Source organism: Clostridium zhoujianii, from assembly GCF_051590805.1.
GTDB lineage: Bacteria > Bacillota > Clostridia > Clostridiales > Clostridiaceae > Clostridium.
In genome coordinates this window covers 1,401,614-1,421,363 of record NZ_JBPUTF010000001.1, presented here as the reverse complement: position 1 = coordinate 1,421,363, position 19,750 = coordinate 1,401,614, and the positions used below count along the sequence as shown (strand labels likewise).

Below are 19,750 nucleotides of genomic sequence, written 5' to 3'. Positions count from 1 at the left end.
TTCATCTTTTTTATTTGATATAATATAATTAATTTCGTAAATTTGGAGGAGAATAATGTTAAATAATACAAAAGAATTACTTAAAGAGAAATACAATTTCTCGGATCAAATATTTGATTTATATGAAAAGGCTTTAGTTGATGTAGAAGAGCAATTTAAGATCTATGATGAAATAAGAGAATATAATCAAATTAAAGTATTAAATGCTTTCCAAGAAGAAAGAATAAGTGATAGTCACTTCACTAACTCATCAGGTTATGGATATGATGATATTGGTAGAGATTCCTTAGATAAAGTTTATGCAAGAATATTTAATGCTGAATCTGCTATTGTGAGACCACATTTTGTAAATGGAACTCATGCAATAGGTACCGCATTGTTTGGTAATCTAAGACCAGGTGATAAACTTTTATGTGTGTCAGGGAAACCTTATGATACACTACATAACATTATAGGTATTAGTGGTGATGAAAAAATTGGTTCATTAAAGGAATATGGAGTAAATTATGGTCAAGTAGACTTAAATGAAAAAGGTAAATTTGACTTTGATGGAATAAAAGAAGCTTTAAAAGACAAATCAGTAAAAATAGTACATATTCAAAGAAGTACTGGTTACGGATGGAGAAACTCATTCTTAGTTTCAGAAATTGGTGAAGCTATAAGTTTTATTAAAAATATAAGAAATGACGTTAATGTATTTGTTGATAACTGTTATGGTGAATTTATAGATATAATAGAGCCAACAGATGTTGGAGCTGATATAATAGCTGGATCACTAATTAAGAATATTGGTGGTGGTATATCACCTTCTGGTGGATATATAGTAGGTAAAAAAGAACTAGTAGAACAAGCAGCATTTAGATTAACAGTGCCAGGGATAGGAGGAGAGTGTGGGGCTACATTTGGTCTTATGAGAACCTTATTCCAAGGACTATTCATAGCGCCTCATATTTCTATGGAAGCTGTAAAGGGAGCTGCGTTCTGTGCTAGAATAATGGAACTTTCAGGATTTGAGGTATTACCTAAATATACAGACAAGAGAAGTGATATTATTCAAGCAATTAAGTTTGGTGAGCCTAATAAATTAATTCAATTCTGTAAGGGAATACAACATGGATCTCCAATTGATTCTTATGTAGAATGTGAGCCTTGGGCTATGCCTGGCTACAAAGATGAAGTTATTATGGCAGCAGGTGCCTTCATTCAAGGATCATCAATTGAACTATCTGCAGATGCCCCAATTAGAGAGCCATATATAGCTTATTTACAAGGTGGATTAACCTTTGATCATGCAAAAATAGGTATATTAATAGCTTTAAACAAAGTTTTAAATAATTAATATAAGAAGCGTAGCTAAAGCATTAGCTATGCTTCTTCTTTTTCTTATTTCTACTTTTCCTTCTACTAGGCTTCTTGTTTTTAATAAAAACCTTAGTTGGGGAATCCTTTTGTCTTATATTAGAATCAGGTTTAGCTAGTATCTTCCTTTCTTTTTTCTTTAATAGGTAGAAAATATTATTGCTTTTAATTAATATATTTTCTTTACTTACTTCTTTTGACATCAATATTAGAAAGTCATAAAGATCATATACAGATATTAATCCATTAACTGAAGCAATTCCATATAAAAGCATATTTGCTGAAGTTAACGTAATTACCGCTAAAGGAAAAACTGTCATTAATATAAATGGGAGTAGGGATCCCAAGATTAATCTTTGTCTTTTTGTAGGCCCCATATAACAAGTAAATGGAGTGAAAAATCTATAGTTAAAACCAATATAACATTCTCTATCACTTAATTTACAAGGATAAAATATAACTTGAAGCAATAAATGTAATGGGATAACTATAAAACTAGATAATATAAAGAAAATACAAAAATAAAAAAATGAATGAATAAACCTTTCGTGATAAGCAAACATACTGTAACCTAAACCAAAGCAAAGGGAATAAAAAATAAAAATCATTATTAGAAAAGAGTGCGTTGATTTCTTTTCAGTTAATTTACCTCTTACTGGTACAAAGTCATAACTATCAGATAAGTTATGACGAAAGTCTGGAAAGGCACCAAAAATAACCTTCATCTAAACCTCCTATTAAGTAAAATAAAAAGAACTATATATTACTATATAGCTCTTTACATATTTTTATTACTTAATATTGTCTAAATAATCCTACAAGCTTACCTAAAATCCCACATTCAGGTACTATAATAGGGTCCATAGTATCATTTTCTGGTTGTAATCTAATTGAATCTTTTTCTTTGAAAAATCTTTTTATGGTTGCTTCATTTTCAATTAAAGCAACAACGATTTCACCATTTACTGCAGATTCTGCTTTCTCAATAATAGCTAAATCACCATTTCTAATTCCTGCATTAATCATACTATCACCAGTAACTTTAAGCATAAATAGTTCACGGTCATGCTTTACAAAGTCAATTGGTAGTGAAAAAGTATCTTCAACATTTTCAATAGCTAAAATAGGAAGTCCGGCAGTAACCTTACCTATTATAGGAATGTTAAGCATCTCTCTTTTTGCTGAGTTTAACTCTATTATTTCTAATGCTCTTGGTTTAGTAGGATCTCTTTTGATCATACCTTTTTTCTCAAGACGCTTTAAATGTCCATGAACAGTAGAAGTAGATTTTAATGAAACAGCCTCACAAATCTCTCTTACTGATGGTGGATATCCTTTTGTTTCTGTAAAAGTTTTTAAATAATTATATATTTGGGATTGTTTATTGTTACTATCTATCATTATAACCACACCTCTTTTAAAGACATTATATCATAGTAGTACTATTATATCAAACCTATGTTCTCAAAACTAATGTTCTCATTAAATTGTTTGATTATTCATTATAAATTTGTTATAATGAAGTTTGATTAAATTTATAGGTGGTGTATCTTATAGTGGAAAAATATACAGAAGACGATTACTGTGACTTATATGGAAGAAAAATATGTGATAATTGTGGTAAATGCCTTGAAGCGGAAGGTGTAGATATAAGAGCCATTAAAATTGAAGATATAGCTAAAACTGTGGAAGAAAATAAAATTTTAGAGGAAGAATATAAAAAAGACCTTGAATCAAAAAAAGTGGAGGAAGAAGAAGATATTGAAGAAATCCTTCCTGTAGCATATGTAGATGAAGACCTTAAATCTGCATATGAAAAACTTGCTCAAGAAACAGGTCTTGATTTGAATTATCTAGATGATGAAGAATATGAAGATGCTTTTGATCATATAGAATATTTAGATGAGGTAGATTTATTTGATGATACGAATCTCGAAGAGATGACAGAAGAAGTATTCCCAGGAGTTAGAAAGCTTAAAATAAATACAAAATAATATAAAAGAATAAAATCACCCTATATTACAAAAAATACTTTTGATAAATAATATAGAGGTGATTTTTTTATGGTAAGAAAAAAGATAGTACTCTTAGTTTTGACCTTAAGCATGACCTTTTCTACAATACTTTTTGGTTGCAGTGCTAAAAAAACTTTGGAGAATACTGGTGATATGGTGGAAGAAGGCGCTAATAAAGTTGGTGATTCTGTTAAAGAAGGTGTAGATAAGGTTGGAGAGACGGCTAAAGATGTTGGTGAATCTGGTTCGGATCTAATAAGTAAGATTACAGATACTTCAATGGAGTATAGTAGAGATGACTTTAAAGTGGCTCTTGAAAATAAAGGATATAAACTTCAAAAAGTTGAAGGTTCTAAATCTATTTTCTCTGTAGAAAATGATGAGTATAGTATTAATGGAGATAGAATATCTATATATGAATACGGTAAGGATGATAGAGCCAAACTTGAAGGGGATATAAAAACTATTACCGAAAATGGTACGATGATAAATGGTTCAAGGATGAACTGGACTAGTGCGCCTCATATTTATAAGAAGGGGAGAATAGTTGTTGTATATGATGGTAATAACGAAACAACCTTGACAGCTTTAAAGGAGATTTTAGGAAATTCTATCTTAGGCTAAAAATGAGAGAGTTAAAACTCTCTCATTTTTATATAACTTTACATAATGTTTATTATGGTTATTAAGTAGTAATTTTTTTAAAAATTAAACATATAGTAAATAGAAATAATAATATAAGAAGGAGAAAAATGAAAAAGTTTCTAAATTTATTATATGAACGCCCGGTATTATTTTCTATTTTAATTAATCTTATTAGTTCAATGATTACAATTGTAGCTATTAATAAAGAAAATTACTATTTACTAATTCCATCAGTGATAGCTCTAATACTAAACAGAAAAATCACTGAAAATGGGATAAACCTTACGAAAAGAAGGCAAGTACTAATCTTTATGAGTTTCTTTGGAATGATTACTTTTACTTTCCTTTGTAATAAACAAATTGACTTTTTTAAGTATTTTAAATAAAAAGCTAACTACTTTATTCAAATAGCTAGCTTTAAACTTATAACTTAGATAAAGGATTTGCCTTTACAGCCTCCCTAAGAGCATCATCATCAACGTGAGTATATATTTGTGTTGTTGATATGTTCTCATGGCCTAGGATGCTTTGTAAGCTTCTTATATCTACATTACCATACTTATACATAAGGGTAGCAGCAGTGTGTCTAAGTTTATGAGGGGTATACTTACCATCTACTATACCTGCATTACCTATATGTTTCTTCACCAATAGCTCAACAGTTCGTTTATTAATAGGTCTATTTCTTGAAGAAAGGAATAAATACTTTTTATCTTCATCCAAAGCTTTAGAGTCATCTCTAACCTTTAAATAATCTTCTATAGACTTTAAACAGGCATCATTAAGATAAACAGTTCTTTCTTTATCACCCTTACCAATTATTGTTAAGATATCGCCCTTAATCTTATCCAACCTTATGGAACATAATTCTGAAAGTCTCATACCACAATTAAGGAAAAGTGTAAGAATACAATAATCTCTTGGATAGTTACTGTTGTTTTCATCTAATGAATTTAGAAGTTCGAGACTTTGATCTAGAGTTAAGTATACTGGGTGTCTTTTATTTATCTTAGGTGATTCAAGTTCTAGGGTAGGGTTATCATCAATAATTTTAGCCTTACCTTGAAGAAATTTAAAGAATGACTTTAATGTGGCAACTTTTCTAGCTCGTGCATAACTACCATTATCCCTTTGCTTTTCTACATATGAAAGGAAAGCATAAATATCAGTAAGCTTTACTCCTTGTATAAAATCCTTCGAAATATCATCTATAGGTATCTCAGCAAACTCTAAGGAAGTATCTGTTACCAAACCTTTATAAACTTTTAAAAATCTAAAGAAAAGGGTTAAATCCACGGAATATCCCTTTATTGTGTTCACTGATTTTCCTTTGATAGTTTCAAGGTAATTTAGAAAGTCCACCATTATTTCTGGATATGGGGTAGAGTTTACAACAGCAATACCAAAACTATTTGCAATTTCTTTAACTTTAGATAGATTATCATCAGATAAGCTTCTAGTAGATTCAATAGTTTTGCCTTTATTTTTAATTTTAGCTGCTGATCTAAGATCTCTATTCAAACCAAGTTCGCTTAGCCAAATACGAACATTTCTATCAGTAACTCCATAAACTTGTCCAATTTCAGTAGTTGTTAACTTTCTTTTATATGCCAATATGTATAGATCTTCAATAATATATTCATAGCCACGTTCAGAATTTAAATCATAGTAATTTGAATATACTTTATGAATTCTTTTTCTATCTGCATTATTTAATTCTACATCTAATAATTTCAATACATCCTCTGAATAATTGAAGTTTTTATATCTAAAAGTTTTATTTCGCACATTTTTCATATTATTTCACATCCTTAAAAGTATTAGAAGCCTTGATATTAGTATATCATAGGCATTTTTCCATTTCAAGTACCGGAAATGTAATAAATGTATATTTAGCGAAATAATTCTTAGGGTTATTTATGATTTTTCAATTCATAATATAAAGTTTCTTTTATCACTATTCAATTATCTTATGCACCTATAATTTAAATCATTTATAATTAGTTTCTTATTAAATATCAATATTAAATTTATTTATGCTACCTTGTAAAAGATTTATTTAATTTCTATTGAACTAGAACTCAAACATAATTTTTGACCTTCAATTTATACAAATTATTCGTTTGAACTTTCTATTTCGGCTAACTTATCTACATTATACATAAAACTTCAATTATTATTTCAGTATAAATCGATATATGTATTTTTCTTAATATTTCTGTAGTAAAGCTTGTAATTTTGCTATACAACAATTCTGTATAATTATATCCACTTTTTAATCCACAACTGTTAAATATTATAAATTTAATATGCATATTAAATATTTTATCAATTAGGTATATATTTCCCATATGTATTATAAATACTTATTATCAATTATATTCTATTATATACATAGATTAAATTTATATGATTTTAATTGTTAATATGTTATTTACTTATAGTCAGGTAAAGTCAATTAATAAGTGATTGAAATTACTTTTGGATTAATATTTCATTCTCTTTTTAGATATACCAAAAAAGCCTTAAGTACTTATGCACCTAAGGCTTTTTTAGTATATTTAAAGTAATTTATTTTTCATCAAATTTAAGTCCACCAAGAAGTGCAGCAAATGGACTCTCTTCCGCTTGTTCTGCTTCTTGTTTCAACTTCTTCATATAGTTATTAACTGATTTTTTATCTACCTTCCCCTTATTATCAAATCTCTTTTCAAATTGACTAGCTTTTTCTCTAAAAGTACAGTTAGCACCAGGACAAACATATATTTTACCAGTACCTTGACCTCTTAGTTCAAGCTTCTTCTTACATTCAGGACATCTAGCATTTGTAAGTCTTGCTACATTTTCTCTATATCCACATTCTCTATCTTGGCACACATTCATGGTACCATTCTTCCCTTTTACCTCTAGTAAGTACTTACCACAGTTAGGACATTTCTTACCTGTTTGATTATCATGATGAAACTTTGAACTACCACCCTTTACATCTCCAACAAGCTTAGTAGCATATCTCTTCATTTCATCAACAAATCTATTTGCATTTGCTTTCCCCTTTGCTATATCATCAAGTTCCTTTTCCCATTTAGCTGTGAGAAGTGGTGACTTTAAATCTTCAGGTACAAGCTCCATTAATTGTTTTCCTTTAGAAGTAGGTATAATTTCCTTGCCTCTCTTTTCTATAACGAAAGAATTAAACAGCTTTTCAATTATATCCGCTCGTGTAGCAACTGTTCCTAATCCACCTGTTTCCCCTAAAGTTTTAGCAGCATCCTTTTCTACTTGCATATACTTTTGTGGATTTTCCATAGCAGAAAGTAAAGTAGCTTCATTAAATCTTCCAGGAGGAGTAGTTTGTTTCTTAACTAAATTAACTGAAGATATTTTAATTTTATCTCCCTTACTCAAAGCTGGAAGTTCTTGATCCTTATCCTCTTCTTTTGATAATTCCTTATCATATAGCTTCTTCCATCCCTTTTCTTTAGTTATATTCCCCTTAGTTATAAAGATTTCTCCATTAATAGATACCTTTACTGTTGTTTGTTCATATTCAAATGGAGGTAACATAACACTTAAGAACCTTCTTACTACAAGATCATAAATATGTCTTTCATCTGTACTTAAATTTGCAAGACTACCCTTTTCTTCTGTAGGGATAATTGCATGGTGATCACTTACCTTGTTATTATCTACGAATGACTTGTTTGGTTTTGCTCCAGCCTTTAATATTTTCTCTGTAAAGAGTCTATACTCTCCTGTTGCAACTGCTCTTAGTCTATCTGGAATTGTTCCAACTACATCAGTAGTAATATATCTTGAATCAGTTCTTGGATAAGTTAATAATTTATGATTTTCATATAATCTTTGCATTAAATTTAAAGTTTGTTTTGCTGAATAGCCCCAAATCTTATTAGCATCTCTTTGAAGTTCTGTTAAGTCATACAAAGCTGGAGCAAATTTCTTCTTATTTTCTTTACTTATTTCTATTACATCTCCATCATGACCTTTAGCTTTTGATATTATATCATTTGCAAATTCTTCTTTGCTTATAGAACCATTACCCTTATTATTTATCCAATTTAAATTAAAACCATTAGCCTTAGCATTTATATTGAAGTAATCTACTGGTTTGAAATTTCTAATTTCTTCTTCCCTATTAACAATCATAGCTAAAGTTGGGGATTGAACACGTCCTGCCGAAAGTTGAGCATTATATTTACATGTAAGGGCTCTTGTCACATTTAAACCTACTAACCAATCTGCTTCTGCTCTACATACTGCAGCTTTATATAAATTTTCATATTCCCTAGCATCCTTCAAATTATTAAATCCATCAATAATTGCCTTATTTGTTTGTGATGAAATCCAAAGTCTCTTTAGAGGTTTCTTTACTCCTACTTTTTCTATAATCCATCTAGCAACAAGCTCACCTTCACGACCTGCATCTGTTGCTATTACAATTTCATCTACATCTTTTCTTAGTATAAGTTTTTTCACATCATTATATTGCTTACTAGTCTTTTTTAATATTGATGTTTTCATATACTTAGGAAGCATTGGTAAGGTTTCTAAGCTCCATGCCTTATATTGATCACCATAACCTTCTGGATCCATTAACCCAACTAAATGTCCTAATGCCCATGTAACTATATATTTATTTCCTTCTATATAACTTCCTTTATTTACATTTGATTTTAATACCTTAGCTATATCTCTACCTACTGAAGGTTTTTCTGCTAAAACTAAAATTTTTCCCATTAATATATCACCTATTTCCTCGTATTATATTACCCATTATAACCTAATTTTTATAAGAAACCTATAGTAAATCCCCAGTTATTCTATTTTTCACTAATATCTCATTTTATTATTTAAGTATAATTACCGACAATTTTTTTTCGTTAATATCCTTTTTTCTCTTAAATCACTCATAGATTTAATATACTAAATATAACAATAAATATGCTATAACTACTGTATTTTCAATGATTACTAGGCACTGTGTCTAAGAATGTATTTTAATATAAAAAAGATTAACATGCATTTCCTTGGAAATAAATGTTAATCTTTTTTGGGTATTTTTATATTTGAGTAGCGATTATCATTAAACATAATATTCATTAAATCTTCTGTTGATGTATACTCATCTTTTAATATTGAGATAAACACATTATGTGAATAACCTGAAGCTATTATGAAGGAGTTATTATCCATTATTACATTACTATTCTCCCTTACTCCATCAATAATCCAGAAAGTCAATGCAGGTATTGTATATCCTGCTAAACTCCACTTCTCTTTAATATTTTCATATTCTTCAGCATTAATAAAATAAGGAGTCTGTTTATCTCCTTTTATACTTAATAAGGAGATATTACATTTACCATCCGTTATAAAGAACAGCCTTTTGGGTATATCACTACTACTAATATTATGCTTAATAGCTGCGAATAGAATTAGATCTAGGGCGGATTCTACATTCACCTCTTCATTTAATGAATATGTGATAATTTCCTCTATTCTGCTAAATATATCAGTGCCTTTTACTCTTTTAAAATTAGGGGTTGGTTTCATTGTAACTATATAGTCCTTATACCTACCTTTATTATTTTCTAATAAATACAATGCAGTACTTACACTAGCATAAAAGGCTGGTGATTTTTTTATTTTTTTCATTGTTTCCCCCATAAGACCAATACATGCAAGAGTATCTCCTTCTTGATCTTCCAAATAATCGGGGAGTTTTGACCATATTTCTTTATAATCAGTAGAAGTATAATCAATTTTGTTATTTACAATTCTCTCTAAGATATTATAAGGAAAATACTTATCAACTATCTTTGTTGAATTAAGATGTAAGTCCTCATTTCTTTTTTTAGCTATATTTAAGTTGAGAAATGCACTATATCTATCTTTATCATGTCTCATGAAAGTTTTATGATATTTTTTGAGATTAGCTGCAGACAAATTACCATACTGTATATCACCCCATCTCCCTCTACTTATATAGGTTTCTATAGTTTCAGCTTTACTTCTAAGCTTAGTAAGTAAATGTCTATATTCCTTAGATGATAGGTTTAATAATATTCTTGTCCTCTTAGCTAACTGCCTAGTAGTTTCTGATGTTGCATTTTCAGATTTAAGCCATTTACATAAGGTGGAGGGCTTATCAGAATTTAAATCCTTTTGAATTTGTTCCTTAAATAGTCTTATAACTTCATCCTCTAACTTAGTATTAAATAAAGCATATAAATCATCCCATCTACCATAGACTGGTATAAGATCTATGTTCTCTCTTAAATATTTATTGTTAGTTCGACCTAAATAATTAATGATTATTTTAAATGTACTTCGTTCACCTAACCCATTGTATTTATCTCTAATATAGAATAATATCTTCATTGCTTTAATTGGATCTTCATTAAAGGCATTATTAAATATTTTTATAGTCTCTTCTTTTTTTTCATCTCTTAGCAATTGACATCTGCCATAAAAGGTAAGAAGAGCACTTGCTTTTTCTTCAGATATGTATTCCTCTATTTCAAGATCTTCATAGACCTCATTATCCATATTTATAATTTCATTCTTTAAATTATTTAAGAATTCAAAAGCCAAAGTGCTCCCCCCAATTTTGAAAGATTTCTAGACACATTTTCAGTTAATATGTTAACTGATTATATATAGGCTGTTAGTGTCTTAAACAAGATACTTATGCCAACTTTATGAAATGCTGTAGGTATCTTTATCTTTACTAATATATGCATGATATTTCTTATTAGTACAATAATAGTACTATATAAGAACTTACTTGTTATTAATTTCTTTAATTTTTACTATTAGTTTAGATTCAATATATTCAGACTTAGAAAATCCCTTTCTAAAAAATCTTATTTGCTTATACTCCACACCATTCATTTCAAAGTCAAGAATATCGATTCTATCACCTTTAAATATGATAGGTTCCTTAATTCCTTTAACATATATATTGATCTCCATATGATTCATCTCCTAAAGCTTTTTGGTATATTTACACTTTGGATAATTTGTACATCCAAAGAAATCACCATATTTTCCTGAAACCACTCGTAAACTTCCATTACATACAGGACACTTTCCTTCCTCTCTATTCATAAGGGTTAATAATGAGTTTCTATCTATTAAAGTTACATCATTAGCCTTAGCAAGGTTTCTGGCATTTTCAGTAAAGTAATTATTAGTTACTACCATAGCTGAATCTGCTTTATAATACTTAACTGATCCTACTGCCTGTTGCACTGCTTCAATACCAACATGTTGATTCCATCTCTTCGCTTGTACAACAATTTTTTCACCTGACTTCTTAATTATTATGTCTGCTCCATAATCAGCTGTTAAAGGAGTAAGAAATGTTTTGTATCCAAGTCGCTTATAATGTACTTCTAGAAATTCCTCAAACTCCTCCCCGGACATCTTATCAATCACCTTAAAAGTAGCCTTTAGATATCTCTTTTCTCTCCAGTTTTTGTACTTTTTAAATATAAGTAATAATAGTAAAAAAGATGCTGTAACTAGATAAATATTTAGTAAATTAACTAATGCTGCAATTCCCATGGTTAATATATATGCTATAAACATAAGTAACCATGTGTTCTGAGTTTTATTTCTACGTTTTTTCAATTTTCCTCTCCCTTTTTTATGTCATTTTCTTAAATGCGTTTTAAACACCTTCATTATAGCCTAATTGTAATAAATTTTCTATGTTTATCTTAAATGGGATAAATTATTTCTAATTGTAGATAATATTGTAGAAGACTTACATAAAAGGAGGCAATAAACCTTGGCTACATTAAAAAAACTTAAAGGATACTTTTCCTCAATAGGTATTATCCTATATACAACACCAATACTTGTAATTATTGAGGTATGTGCAGAACTAGCCCAACCTTATTTTATAGGACTAATTATTGATAAAGGTATAAAGTATAGGGATGAATCTCAAGTGATAAGTTTAGCTACTATTATGATTCTTATAGCTATTTTGGGTCTTTTGGCTGGTCTCATGAACACATACTATATTAGCCGAATTTCTCAAGAATTTGGTATGAATTTAAGGGAAAGTACCTTTGACAAAGTACAAGGACTTTCATTCAAAAATATAGATGAATTAAATATATCAAATCTAATAATTGTTTTAACTAATGATATTAATCAACTTCAACATTATATTAGAGCAGGTTATAAAATCATATTCCGATCACCTTCTCTTTTATTGGGTACTATTATTTTTGGATTAATTCTTTCTCCAAGACTAATAGGAATATTTATGCCAATTACTCTTGGAATAGCAGCGATATTATATTTAATACTTAAACAGTCTTTTCCTATCTTCTTTAAAGCTCAATCAGTAAAGGATGACTATAATACTATTCTCTCTGAAAACTTTAGTGGAATAGAGACTGTAAAAGGATTTGCTCGTGAAAAATATGAAGAAGAAAAGTTTACGGAGATAAATGATAATTTAACTACTCTAAATATAAAAGCGAATAAAATAATGTCTCTAATCTTCCCTGTGATACTACTCTTTACAAATATTTCAATAGTTATACTTTTGTGGTTTGGGAGTAAAGAAATAAATTATAATTATCTTTCTATAGGGTCAATAGTTTCTTATATAAATTACACCCTAATTTTTATTGAAGGTTTAATCCTAGCATTGATATTTTTTATTAATATCTCAAGAGCAAATGTACTTGCAAAAAGAATAGATAATATATTAACTACTAGGGCACATATTACCTATAGTGACTCTTCTAACACTATTACTCCAATTAGAGGTGATATAATCTTTGAGAATGTATCCTTTGACTATGATAATAGTGATGGATATAATGCTAGTCCTTTGAAAAATATAAATTTACATATTAATTCAGGTGATTTTGTTGGCATATTGGGTAATAAAGACTCTGGTAAAGGAATTATTGCAAACATGATATCTAGATTTTATGATCCTTCTTCAGGTAAAGTGTTACTTGATGGCGTAGATATAAGAAATTATACAAAAGCCTCTCTAAGGAATAATATATCAATTTTTATGAAAAGTAGTACACTATTTTCTAATACTGTTCATAGTGATATGGGGCAAGATAACCTTGATTCCATGGAAGATGATGTTACGAGAGCAGCAAAACTAGAGCAAGTTAAAATCTTTAAGGAACTTCTGCCAGAGAACTATGAAAATATAGAATATGAAGAAAATATACTTATAGATAATCAAAAAGAATTAGAACTATTAAGTCCTGCATTAATAAATAGTCCTAAAATACTAATATTAGATGATTCTTGTGATTATAGTAATGAGGAATATGCAGAAATATTTAAAAAGGCAATAAATAAAGAATTATATAATACAACAGTTATTATGGTTGCCAATAAGATATCATCAATAATGAATGCAGATAATATATTTTTAATTGATAAAGGTCAAATAATAGTAGAAGGAAAACATACTGACTTATTAAAGAATAGTGTTCACTATATGAATATATATAAGAATCAAAATGGAGAGGAGTAATAGATATGAGTAATAGAATTCCCTTAAATTTTATTTGGTCCTATTTGTCAAAGAGTAAAGTTAAATTAACCTTTATTTGCATAAGCCTTTTTTTATCTGTTGGATTTAAGCTTATAGCTACTTTTCTATTTGGTAAGAGCTTTGATAACTTTATTGATACTAGGGACTTAGATAATCTTATAAAAATACTCCTAGTTATAGCAACTTTTTTTCTATTGTCTTCAGCCTTTGGATGGTACCAATATTACAATATGAATGATATAGGAGCTAAAGCTACTAGTAAGATTAAATCTGATTTATTTTATAAAGTTGAAAGCTTATCTCTAGATTTTTTTGAAAAGACAAATAGTAAAGACTTACTTATAAACTTTACTAAGGATATATCAAATATTGAAAAACTCTTATCTAATGGTATCCTGAAATTTATTTATAACTCTATACAACTAATTGGTATTCTAATACTAATGTTTATCTTAGATGTAAGGTTGTCATTAATTACATTAGGACTTACTTTAATAATATATATTATTGTAAAATCAACATCAAAAAGAGTAAGTGCAATAGATAAATGCCGTAAAGATAAGTATGAAAGGTTAAATGACTTTATTGAAAATGATTTATTAAATCTAAAGATTATAAAAGCTTATGGTCTGGAGAAAGAAAAAATTCTTACATTCCATCAATTAAATAAGGGCTTAAAGGATATTTCAATAAAATCAACCTATCTACTTGAGATATCAACCCCATTATTAAAGGGAATATATAATATTAGTTTAGTTATACTTGCAGTTTCAGGTGGTATATCAGTAATAAAAGGTACTTCTTCTATTGGAATATTCATTGAGTTTATTATTTTATCTAGGTTGTTTTTTCAATCTATGAAGCAACTTTATTTATTTAATAAAGACTATAATGAATCTTTAGAAAGCACTAAGGAAATTATAAAGCTAATAAATGAGAAAATATCAATAAATGATAATGAAAATTCAAAGGATATTAAGGCTATCAATGGATCTATTGATTTTAATAATGTATCTTTTAAAGGTAGTAAAAATATTGATCCAATAAAAGCTATTCATCTTTCAGTGCAAAAAGGGGAAAAAGTTGTATTAGTTGGTTCTACTGATTCAGGTAAATCTACTATTCTTAATTTAATAAATAGATTTTATGATACTACTACCGGTGAAATCAAAATAGATGGTAATAATATAAGGAATATTAAATTATCATCATTAAGAAGTAAAGTAGTAATGGTACCGAAGGAGACAACACTTTTTACTGGAACTATAAAAGATAACATTCTCTATGGAAAACTTGATTCCACAGATGAGGAGGTAGAATCAGCATGCCGGCAGGCTGGTATCCATGATTATATTTCAACATTAACAGAAGGTTATGATACAGAAATAATTTCTACTACTTCCCTATTTACTGAGGAACAGGAGAAACTTATATCAATTGCTAGAACTATTTTATCGAAGCCTGATATAGTGCTTATGGAAGAAGGATATCCTTCTACAAATATAGTCACACAAATTAAAATTCATGAAGCTATTAAAAATCTTACAGCAGGTAAAACTTCATTTATTATTGCTCATAATATTAAAACCTTAAAATCTGCTGATAAAATACTTGTCATGAAAAATGGGGAGATAGTTGAAGAAGGCAAACATGAAGAATTAATTAATCATCAAGGATTATATGAGAAAATCTTCAATAATCAGTTCTCTAATACAAAGAATATATGTTAATGAAGTTCATAATAAACATTATGTAAAGTAATATCATTAAATAAAGAATCAGTACTGAAGGTATTCAGTACTGATTCTTTATTTGAAAATTTTTGCCCATAAGCCTTTTTTCTTCTTGGTTTCTTTTTGAATTACTTTTCTTTCAATTTTAAAATTTGGATCTACTTTATTTATTTTTGATAATAAGCTATCGATAGATCTATTAAGGGCAAATAAATCTGCCTTAGAAAAGTGGAATTCTTCTTTAATTTCATATATATCATTCTCAATTAGCACACATTTCTTTAAGGCATCGATATTTTCTTTACACATCTCATAAGACTCTATTAAAATTTCACAATACTTACGTATTTCCTTTGCATAAGCACTATAATCTTCTGGACTCTTATCAGTAATCTCTTTCCAACTAATACTTATAGCTGTATAGTTAGAATAAATCATATCAGTTAAAAGCATAGAAATATTATGAGATATAGCTTGTTTATTCACGATATTTCCTTTTAAATAATTCATAGTCTCAATAGCGCCTATTATTGAATAGAATTTCTGTAGAGCTATATTTAAAAAATCATTAGATGAGCTCTCTGTAACTTCTTTTATCACATTATTTGTTATATCTAAAAATCTATCAGTTATTGTGTTATTTGATTGAACTAGAGCTTTATCAGTATTATTTTCCTCGAAATCTAAATTTGCAAAAAATTTATCTTCACTAATAATAACCCTACTAGAGTATTCTTTATCACTTTTTGTTCCTTCTATAGGAAAGCCATTGTCAATAATACTATTCTCTTCTACCTTTGAATGCTTAATATTTCTAATTTTATTAGTATTTCTATCTATAATTATTCTTAGTAACTCAATGTTATAGTTATCTAAACCTAATTTTACTCTATGGGTAATCATCCTATTAACTATCTTGTTTGATTGTTGTAATGATTTAATATTTTTATGATAGATGTCCCAAGAATAATCGAATATCTTAATACATAAATTTAAATTCTCTACTATGAAATTAAGCTTCGACTTTTCTTCATAATTAGTAACTTTTAATTGCTCCATAAGTTTTTCACTTCTTATAATCAATATTTTTGTTACCTTTGCAGAAATATATCGTCTTATGTCTTTTACATCTATCATATTCCCATATAAGTAATTTGCTGTTTCTACTGATGTTATTAAAGTTATTGACTGTTCTATAAATGTTTCTACGGATTTTTCACTGAAATTAAGCTGGAACTCTTTTATCATATCATCACTCTGCTCCATAGCAGTTGTTGTTAAGTTTTTTTGGGCAACTTTTATAAGTATTGAAATATCAGGCCCTTCAGCCTCCTGTATTACATTTTGCATCATCTTAAAATCATCTAAAAGTTTCTTACTATATGATAAATACTCTTTTGTACTATCCTCTTTACTTACTGCAAGCATTTGCTCACTACCAGCATCACTTTCTCTAATTATTATTTTCTCATTCATAGTTGGTCACTCACTCCAATAAACACACAATTATTACCCTTCATATATTATTATAACTCATATAGAATTAATTTCCAATTCTTTTTTAATTTTTATTAAAGGTTATCATTATTTAGAATTGGCTTTTTTATAGTCTTCGATTCTGTTAGCTAAGTCTTCTAAATATTCGTAGCGTTCATACTTTAATAGCAGCTCTTCTTCAATATTATTCTTTTCTGTCATAAGTTCTTCAAGCATAGAATAACTAGAAGAATTCTTCTCCATTTCTTTTTCAATTGAAGATACTTTATTTTCTAAAGTTTCAATTACATCAGAGATTTCCTCATATTCTTTAGCTTCTTTAAATGTAAACTTAGGTCTTTGGTCTCTTTCCTTAGTTCTAGCTACTGTAATCTTCTTATCCTTTTTGATTTCATCTGCAGAATCTAACTTTTCAAATTCCTTTGTTATCTGATAATCACTATAATTGCCGTTATAAGGTTTTATTTCCCCAGCTTCTTCGTAAGAGAATATTTTATTACATATTCTATCTAAGAAGTATCTATCATGGGATACAACAACTACAACACCTACAAAACTATCAAGAAAATCCTCTAAGATATTAAGTGTATTAATATCTAAATCATTTGTAGGTTCATCTAGAAGAAGTACATTTGGTGCTTCCATAAGTATTCTTAGAAGATGAAGTCTTCTTCGTTCCCCACCAGAAAGTTTTTCTATTTTTGTATATTGCATTGTACCATCAAATAAGAATCTTTCACACATTGTAGATGCCATAATCTTAGTACCATCTGCAACAGGAATATATTCTCCACCGTCTCTTACGTAATCAATAACCCTCATATTTGGATCCATATGGTTATCATCTTGGGCAAAGCATCCAATCTTAACAGTTTCACCTATGTCAATTGTTCCACTATCAGCTTCAATTTTTCCCCTTAGAATATTAATAAGTGTGGTCTTACCTGCACCATTTCTTCCGATGATCCCAATTCTATCTTCCTTATTGAAAATATAATTAAAGTTCTTAATTAATCCTCTTCCATCATATCCCTTATTAATATCAGTTAACTCGATAATTTTCTTGCCAAGTCTACTACCTACAAATGATATATCTATATCTGTTTCTTGTTTTATATATTCTCTATTAATAAGTTCATCAAATCTTTGGAGTCTTGCTTTTTGTTTTGTAGTTCGAGCTTTAGCTCCTCTTCTAACCCATTTTAACTCTTTCTTAATTAGTGATTGTCTTTTTTCTTCTTGAGCCTCTTCATTTTCTATTCTTTCCATCTTTTGTTCTAAGAAACTTGTGTAGTTACCATCGTATATATAAAGATTTCCCCTATCTAGTTCAATAATTCTATTTGATACCCTATCTAAAAAATATCTATCATGGGTAATCATTAATAGAGCTCCTTTTCTAGAATTTAAATAGTCCTCTAACCATTCTATTGAATCAGAATCTAGATGGTTAGTAGGCTCATCTAACACTAAAAGCTCACAAGGCGTAATTAACGCAGATGCAAGGGCAACTCTTTTCTTTTGCCCTCCAGATAAGTTCTTTATTTTATCTTCATAATTCTTTATTCCTAGCTTATTAAGTATACTTTTAGCTTCACTTTCTAAGTCCCATAAATTTAAGCCATCTATTTGTTCTTGAAGATGTAATAATCTTTCATTTAACTTTTCATCACTTATACCCTTATTTAACTTCTCTATGATATCCTCATATTCCATAAGGATCTTCATTTCCTTAGTATCGCCTCTAAATATTTGTTCTAATACTGTTGCTTCTTCTATAAAATTAGGTGATTGTGATAAGTATTCTATTCTTACATTCTTTCCTTTAGTTATACTTCCATCAAAGAATTCATCCTTACCAGTTACTATTTTTAACAAAGTAGATTTACCAGCACCATTTATACCAATGATACCGATTTTATCTCCCTCATTAATCCCTAAGGATATATTTTTTAGAAGTATCTTTTCGCTATAACTTTTACTTATATTATCTAATGTAACTAAATTCATTTTAATTACTCCTTTTCTTTACATTGTACTTATCTTATGTTAACAAAAAAGGACTTGTTATTCAACAAGTCCTTTTTTGTTAAGCTATTCCTATTTGTTTTGCATAAATATCTATATACTTATAATGCCTGTCTACTTCATAAACTTTCTTTATTAGTTCTTTTGCTTCTATATCTTTATCGATATTAGAATAAGCTACTGCTAGATAATAACAATACTCTAGAGAATCACCCTTAAGTTCATCCATTGATATATTTGCTTTTTCTAAAGCTTCCGCTCCCTTTACATAGTCATCAATTTCAGAATAAGCTTTTCCTAGTGTAAATAACCTTTCTCTTTCTAACTCTTTCATATTATCATAACTTATCATTTCTAGATAGTGAATAGCCTTTTCATAATTCTCTTCATGATAATAACACCTACCTAGAACATAAACTAAGCTTGGATCCTCTATTTTATCTACGCCACCTTTTTTTAGATATGTTAGTGCATTTGTATAGTCTTTCTCATCAAAATATATACATCCTAAAAAGAAATAGGCATCTTTGTTTAGCTTATTATAATTAATTGCCGCCAGTAAAGCTTGTTTTGATTTAGTTTTATCTCCTTTATTGTATAAATTAAAAGCCATATTATAATATAGTGCTGATGTGTTTTCAGGATTCTTTTTTACCACAATCATTAAGGCAATACCAATTAATAATACTCCAAGACCTAAAATATTATTAAGAAAAAATAAGCCTATTCCTGCTATGATAAAATAGGTTACCCAAGTTCCTTTAAGTTTCTGTAATTTCAACTTATATGTATTATTATCCAAATTAAAATCCCCTTCCTGTACAGCTTTAATTACTAATATAAATATTATTATATCCCATTGTGAACCTTTACTCAAATTAAATTAAGAGGTTACTACTATATAG

16 protein-coding genes are annotated in these 19,750 nt (G+C 28.5%); 6 read left to right on the top strand and 10 right to left on the bottom strand.

The window, feature by feature from the left end; translation table 11 throughout:
* Nucleotides 1-55: 55 nt before the first annotated feature.
* The gene (locus ACSYT2_RS06715) at nt 56-1,339 is read left to right on the top strand and encodes a methionine gamma-lyase family protein (protein ID WP_438384272.1); all 1,284 of its coding nucleotides are present in this window, start codon (nt 56-58) and stop codon (nt 1,337-1,339) included.
* A 22-nt stretch (nt 1,340-1,361) separates the two neighbouring features.
* Here the strand turns inward: ACSYT2_RS06715 and ACSYT2_RS06710 are convergent, their stop codons facing one another.
* Together ACSYT2_RS06710 and lexA are read right to left on the bottom strand one after the other, a co-directional pair.
* Entirely contained in the window at nt 1,362-2,084 is a 723-nt protein-coding gene (locus tag ACSYT2_RS06710; RefSeq protein WP_438384270.1) for a DUF3267 domain-containing protein, read from the bottom strand.
* A 70-nt stretch (nt 2,085-2,154) separates the two neighbouring features.
* Entirely contained in the window at nt 2,155-2,760 is a 606-nt protein-coding gene (gene lexA, locus ACSYT2_RS06705; protein WP_430856409.1) for a transcriptional repressor LexA, read from the bottom strand.
* A 152-nt stretch (nt 2,761-2,912) separates the two neighbouring features.
* On the opposite strand from lexA, the gene ACSYT2_RS06700 reads away from it, so the two are divergent.
* The 3 genes from ACSYT2_RS06700 (at nt 2,913) to ACSYT2_RS06690 (ending at nt 4,405) form a co-directional block, all read left to right on the top strand.
* Entirely contained in the window at nt 2,913-3,353 is a 441-nt protein-coding gene (locus ACSYT2_RS06700) for a hypothetical protein (RefSeq protein ID WP_430856696.1), read from the top strand.
* 69 nt (nt 3,354-3,422) lie between these two features.
* On the top strand, nt 3,423-3,998 hold the full coding sequence (locus ACSYT2_RS06695; RefSeq protein WP_430856408.1) for a hypothetical protein: 576 nt from the start codon (nt 3,423-3,425) through the stop codon (nt 3,996-3,998).
* A 128-nt stretch (nt 3,999-4,126) separates the two neighbouring features.
* The gene (locus ACSYT2_RS06690) at nt 4,127-4,405 is read left to right on the top strand and encodes a hypothetical protein (protein WP_430856407.1); all 279 of its coding nucleotides are present in this window, start codon (nt 4,127-4,129) and stop codon (nt 4,403-4,405) included.
* A gap of 37 nt (nt 4,406-4,442) precedes the next feature.
* Here the strand turns inward: ACSYT2_RS06690 and ACSYT2_RS06685 are convergent, their stop codons facing one another.
* From ACSYT2_RS06685 to ACSYT2_RS06665, 5 genes are all read right to left on the bottom strand, one after another.
* Nucleotides 4,443-5,384: a tyrosine recombinase XerC gene (locus tag ACSYT2_RS06685; protein ID WP_430856695.1), complete on the bottom strand. Its 942-nt coding sequence runs from the start codon at nt 5,382-5,384 to the stop codon at nt 4,443-4,445.
* A 1,206-nt stretch (nt 5,385-6,590) separates the two neighbouring features.
* Nucleotides 6,591-8,774 (bottom strand): DNA topoisomerase III, encoded by a 2,184-nt coding sequence (locus tag ACSYT2_RS06680; RefSeq protein ID WP_438384267.1) that lies wholly within the window; start codon nt 8,772-8,774, stop codon nt 6,591-6,593.
* Between the two features lie 303 nt (nt 8,775-9,077).
* On the bottom strand, nt 9,078-10,631 hold the full coding sequence (locus tag ACSYT2_RS06675) for a DUF2828 family protein (protein WP_430856405.1): 1,554 nt from the start codon (nt 10,629-10,631) through the stop codon (nt 9,078-9,080).
* A 189-nt stretch (nt 10,632-10,820) separates the two neighbouring features.
* Nucleotides 10,821-11,012, bottom strand: coding sequence for a hypothetical protein (locus tag ACSYT2_RS06670; protein ID WP_430856404.1), 192 nt, complete (start codon nt 11,010-11,012; stop codon nt 10,821-10,823).
* Nucleotides 11,013-11,024: 12 nt separating this feature from the next.
* Complete coding sequence (locus ACSYT2_RS06665) at nt 11,025-11,672, bottom strand: restriction endonuclease (RefSeq protein WP_430856403.1); 648 nt, start codon at nt 11,670-11,672, stop codon at nt 11,025-11,027.
* A gap of 160 nt (nt 11,673-11,832) precedes the next feature.
* Here ACSYT2_RS06665 and ACSYT2_RS06660 point away from each other — a divergent pair, with 160 nt between their 5' ends.
* Both ACSYT2_RS06660 and ACSYT2_RS06655 read left to right on the top strand, forming a co-directional pair.
* Entirely contained in the window at nt 11,833-13,566 is a 1,734-nt protein-coding gene (locus ACSYT2_RS06660; RefSeq protein WP_430856402.1) for an ABC transporter ATP-binding protein, read from the top strand.
* Nucleotides 13,567-13,571: 5 nt separating this feature from the next.
* Complete coding sequence (locus tag ACSYT2_RS06655) at nt 13,572-15,317, top strand: ABC transporter ATP-binding protein (protein WP_430856401.1); 1,746 nt, start codon at nt 13,572-13,574, stop codon at nt 15,315-15,317.
* Nucleotides 15,318-15,395: 78 nt separating this feature from the next.
* On the opposite strand, the gene ACSYT2_RS06650 is transcribed toward ACSYT2_RS06655, so the two are convergent.
* From ACSYT2_RS06650 to ACSYT2_RS06640, 3 genes are all read right to left on the bottom strand, one after another.
* Nucleotides 15,396-16,796, bottom strand: coding sequence for a hypothetical protein (locus ACSYT2_RS06650; protein WP_430856400.1), 1,401 nt, complete (start codon nt 16,794-16,796; stop codon nt 15,396-15,398).
* A 108-nt stretch (nt 16,797-16,904) separates the two neighbouring features.
* Nucleotides 16,905-18,827, bottom strand: a complete 1,923-nt coding sequence (locus tag ACSYT2_RS06645) for an ABC-F family ATP-binding cassette domain-containing protein (protein WP_430856399.1) — start codon at nt 18,825-18,827, stop codon at nt 16,905-16,907.
* A gap of 79 nt (nt 18,828-18,906) precedes the next feature.
* Nucleotides 18,907-19,647: a tetratricopeptide repeat protein gene (locus ACSYT2_RS06640; protein ID WP_438384265.1), complete on the bottom strand. Its 741-nt coding sequence runs from the start codon at nt 19,645-19,647 to the stop codon at nt 18,907-18,909.
* Nucleotides 19,648-19,750: the final 103 nt, after the last annotated feature.

Coding starts and splice junctions, on each gene's coding strand:
- ACSYT2_RS06690 (WP_430856407.1), top strand. CDS start 4,127: ATGAAAAAGTTTCTAAATTTATTATATGAACGCCCGGTATTATTTTCT.
- ACSYT2_RS06655 (WP_430856401.1), top strand. CDS start 13,572: ATGAGTAATAGAATTCCCTTAAATTTTATTTGGTCCTATTTGTCAAAG.
- ACSYT2_RS06645 (WP_430856399.1), bottom strand. CDS start 18,827: ATGAATTTAGTTACATTAGATAATATAAGTAAAAGTTATAGCGAAAAG.
- ACSYT2_RS06650 (WP_430856400.1), bottom strand. CDS start 16,796: ATGAATGAGAAAATAATAATTAGAGAAAGTGATGCTGGTAGTGAGCAA.
- ACSYT2_RS06710 (WP_438384270.1), bottom strand. CDS start 2,084: ATGAAGGTTATTTTTGGTGCCTTTCCAGACTTTCGTCATAACTTATCT.
- lexA (WP_430856409.1), bottom strand. CDS start 2,760: ATGATAGATAGTAACAATAAACAATCCCAAATATATAATTATTTAAAA.
- ACSYT2_RS06670 (WP_430856404.1), bottom strand. CDS start 11,012: ATGGAGATCAATATATATGTTAAAGGAATTAAGGAACCTATCATATTT.
- ACSYT2_RS06715 (WP_438384272.1), top strand. CDS start 56: ATGTTAAATAATACAAAAGAATTACTTAAAGAGAAATACAATTTCTCG.
- ACSYT2_RS06695 (WP_430856408.1), top strand. CDS start 3,423: ATGGTAAGAAAAAAGATAGTACTCTTAGTTTTGACCTTAAGCATGACC.
- ACSYT2_RS06680 (WP_438384267.1), bottom strand. CDS start 8,774: ATGGGAAAAATTTTAGTTTTAGCAGAAAAACCTTCAGTAGGTAGAGAT.
- ACSYT2_RS06685 (WP_430856695.1), bottom strand. CDS start 5,384: ATGGTGGACTTTCTAAATTACCTTGAAACTATCAAAGGAAAATCAGTG.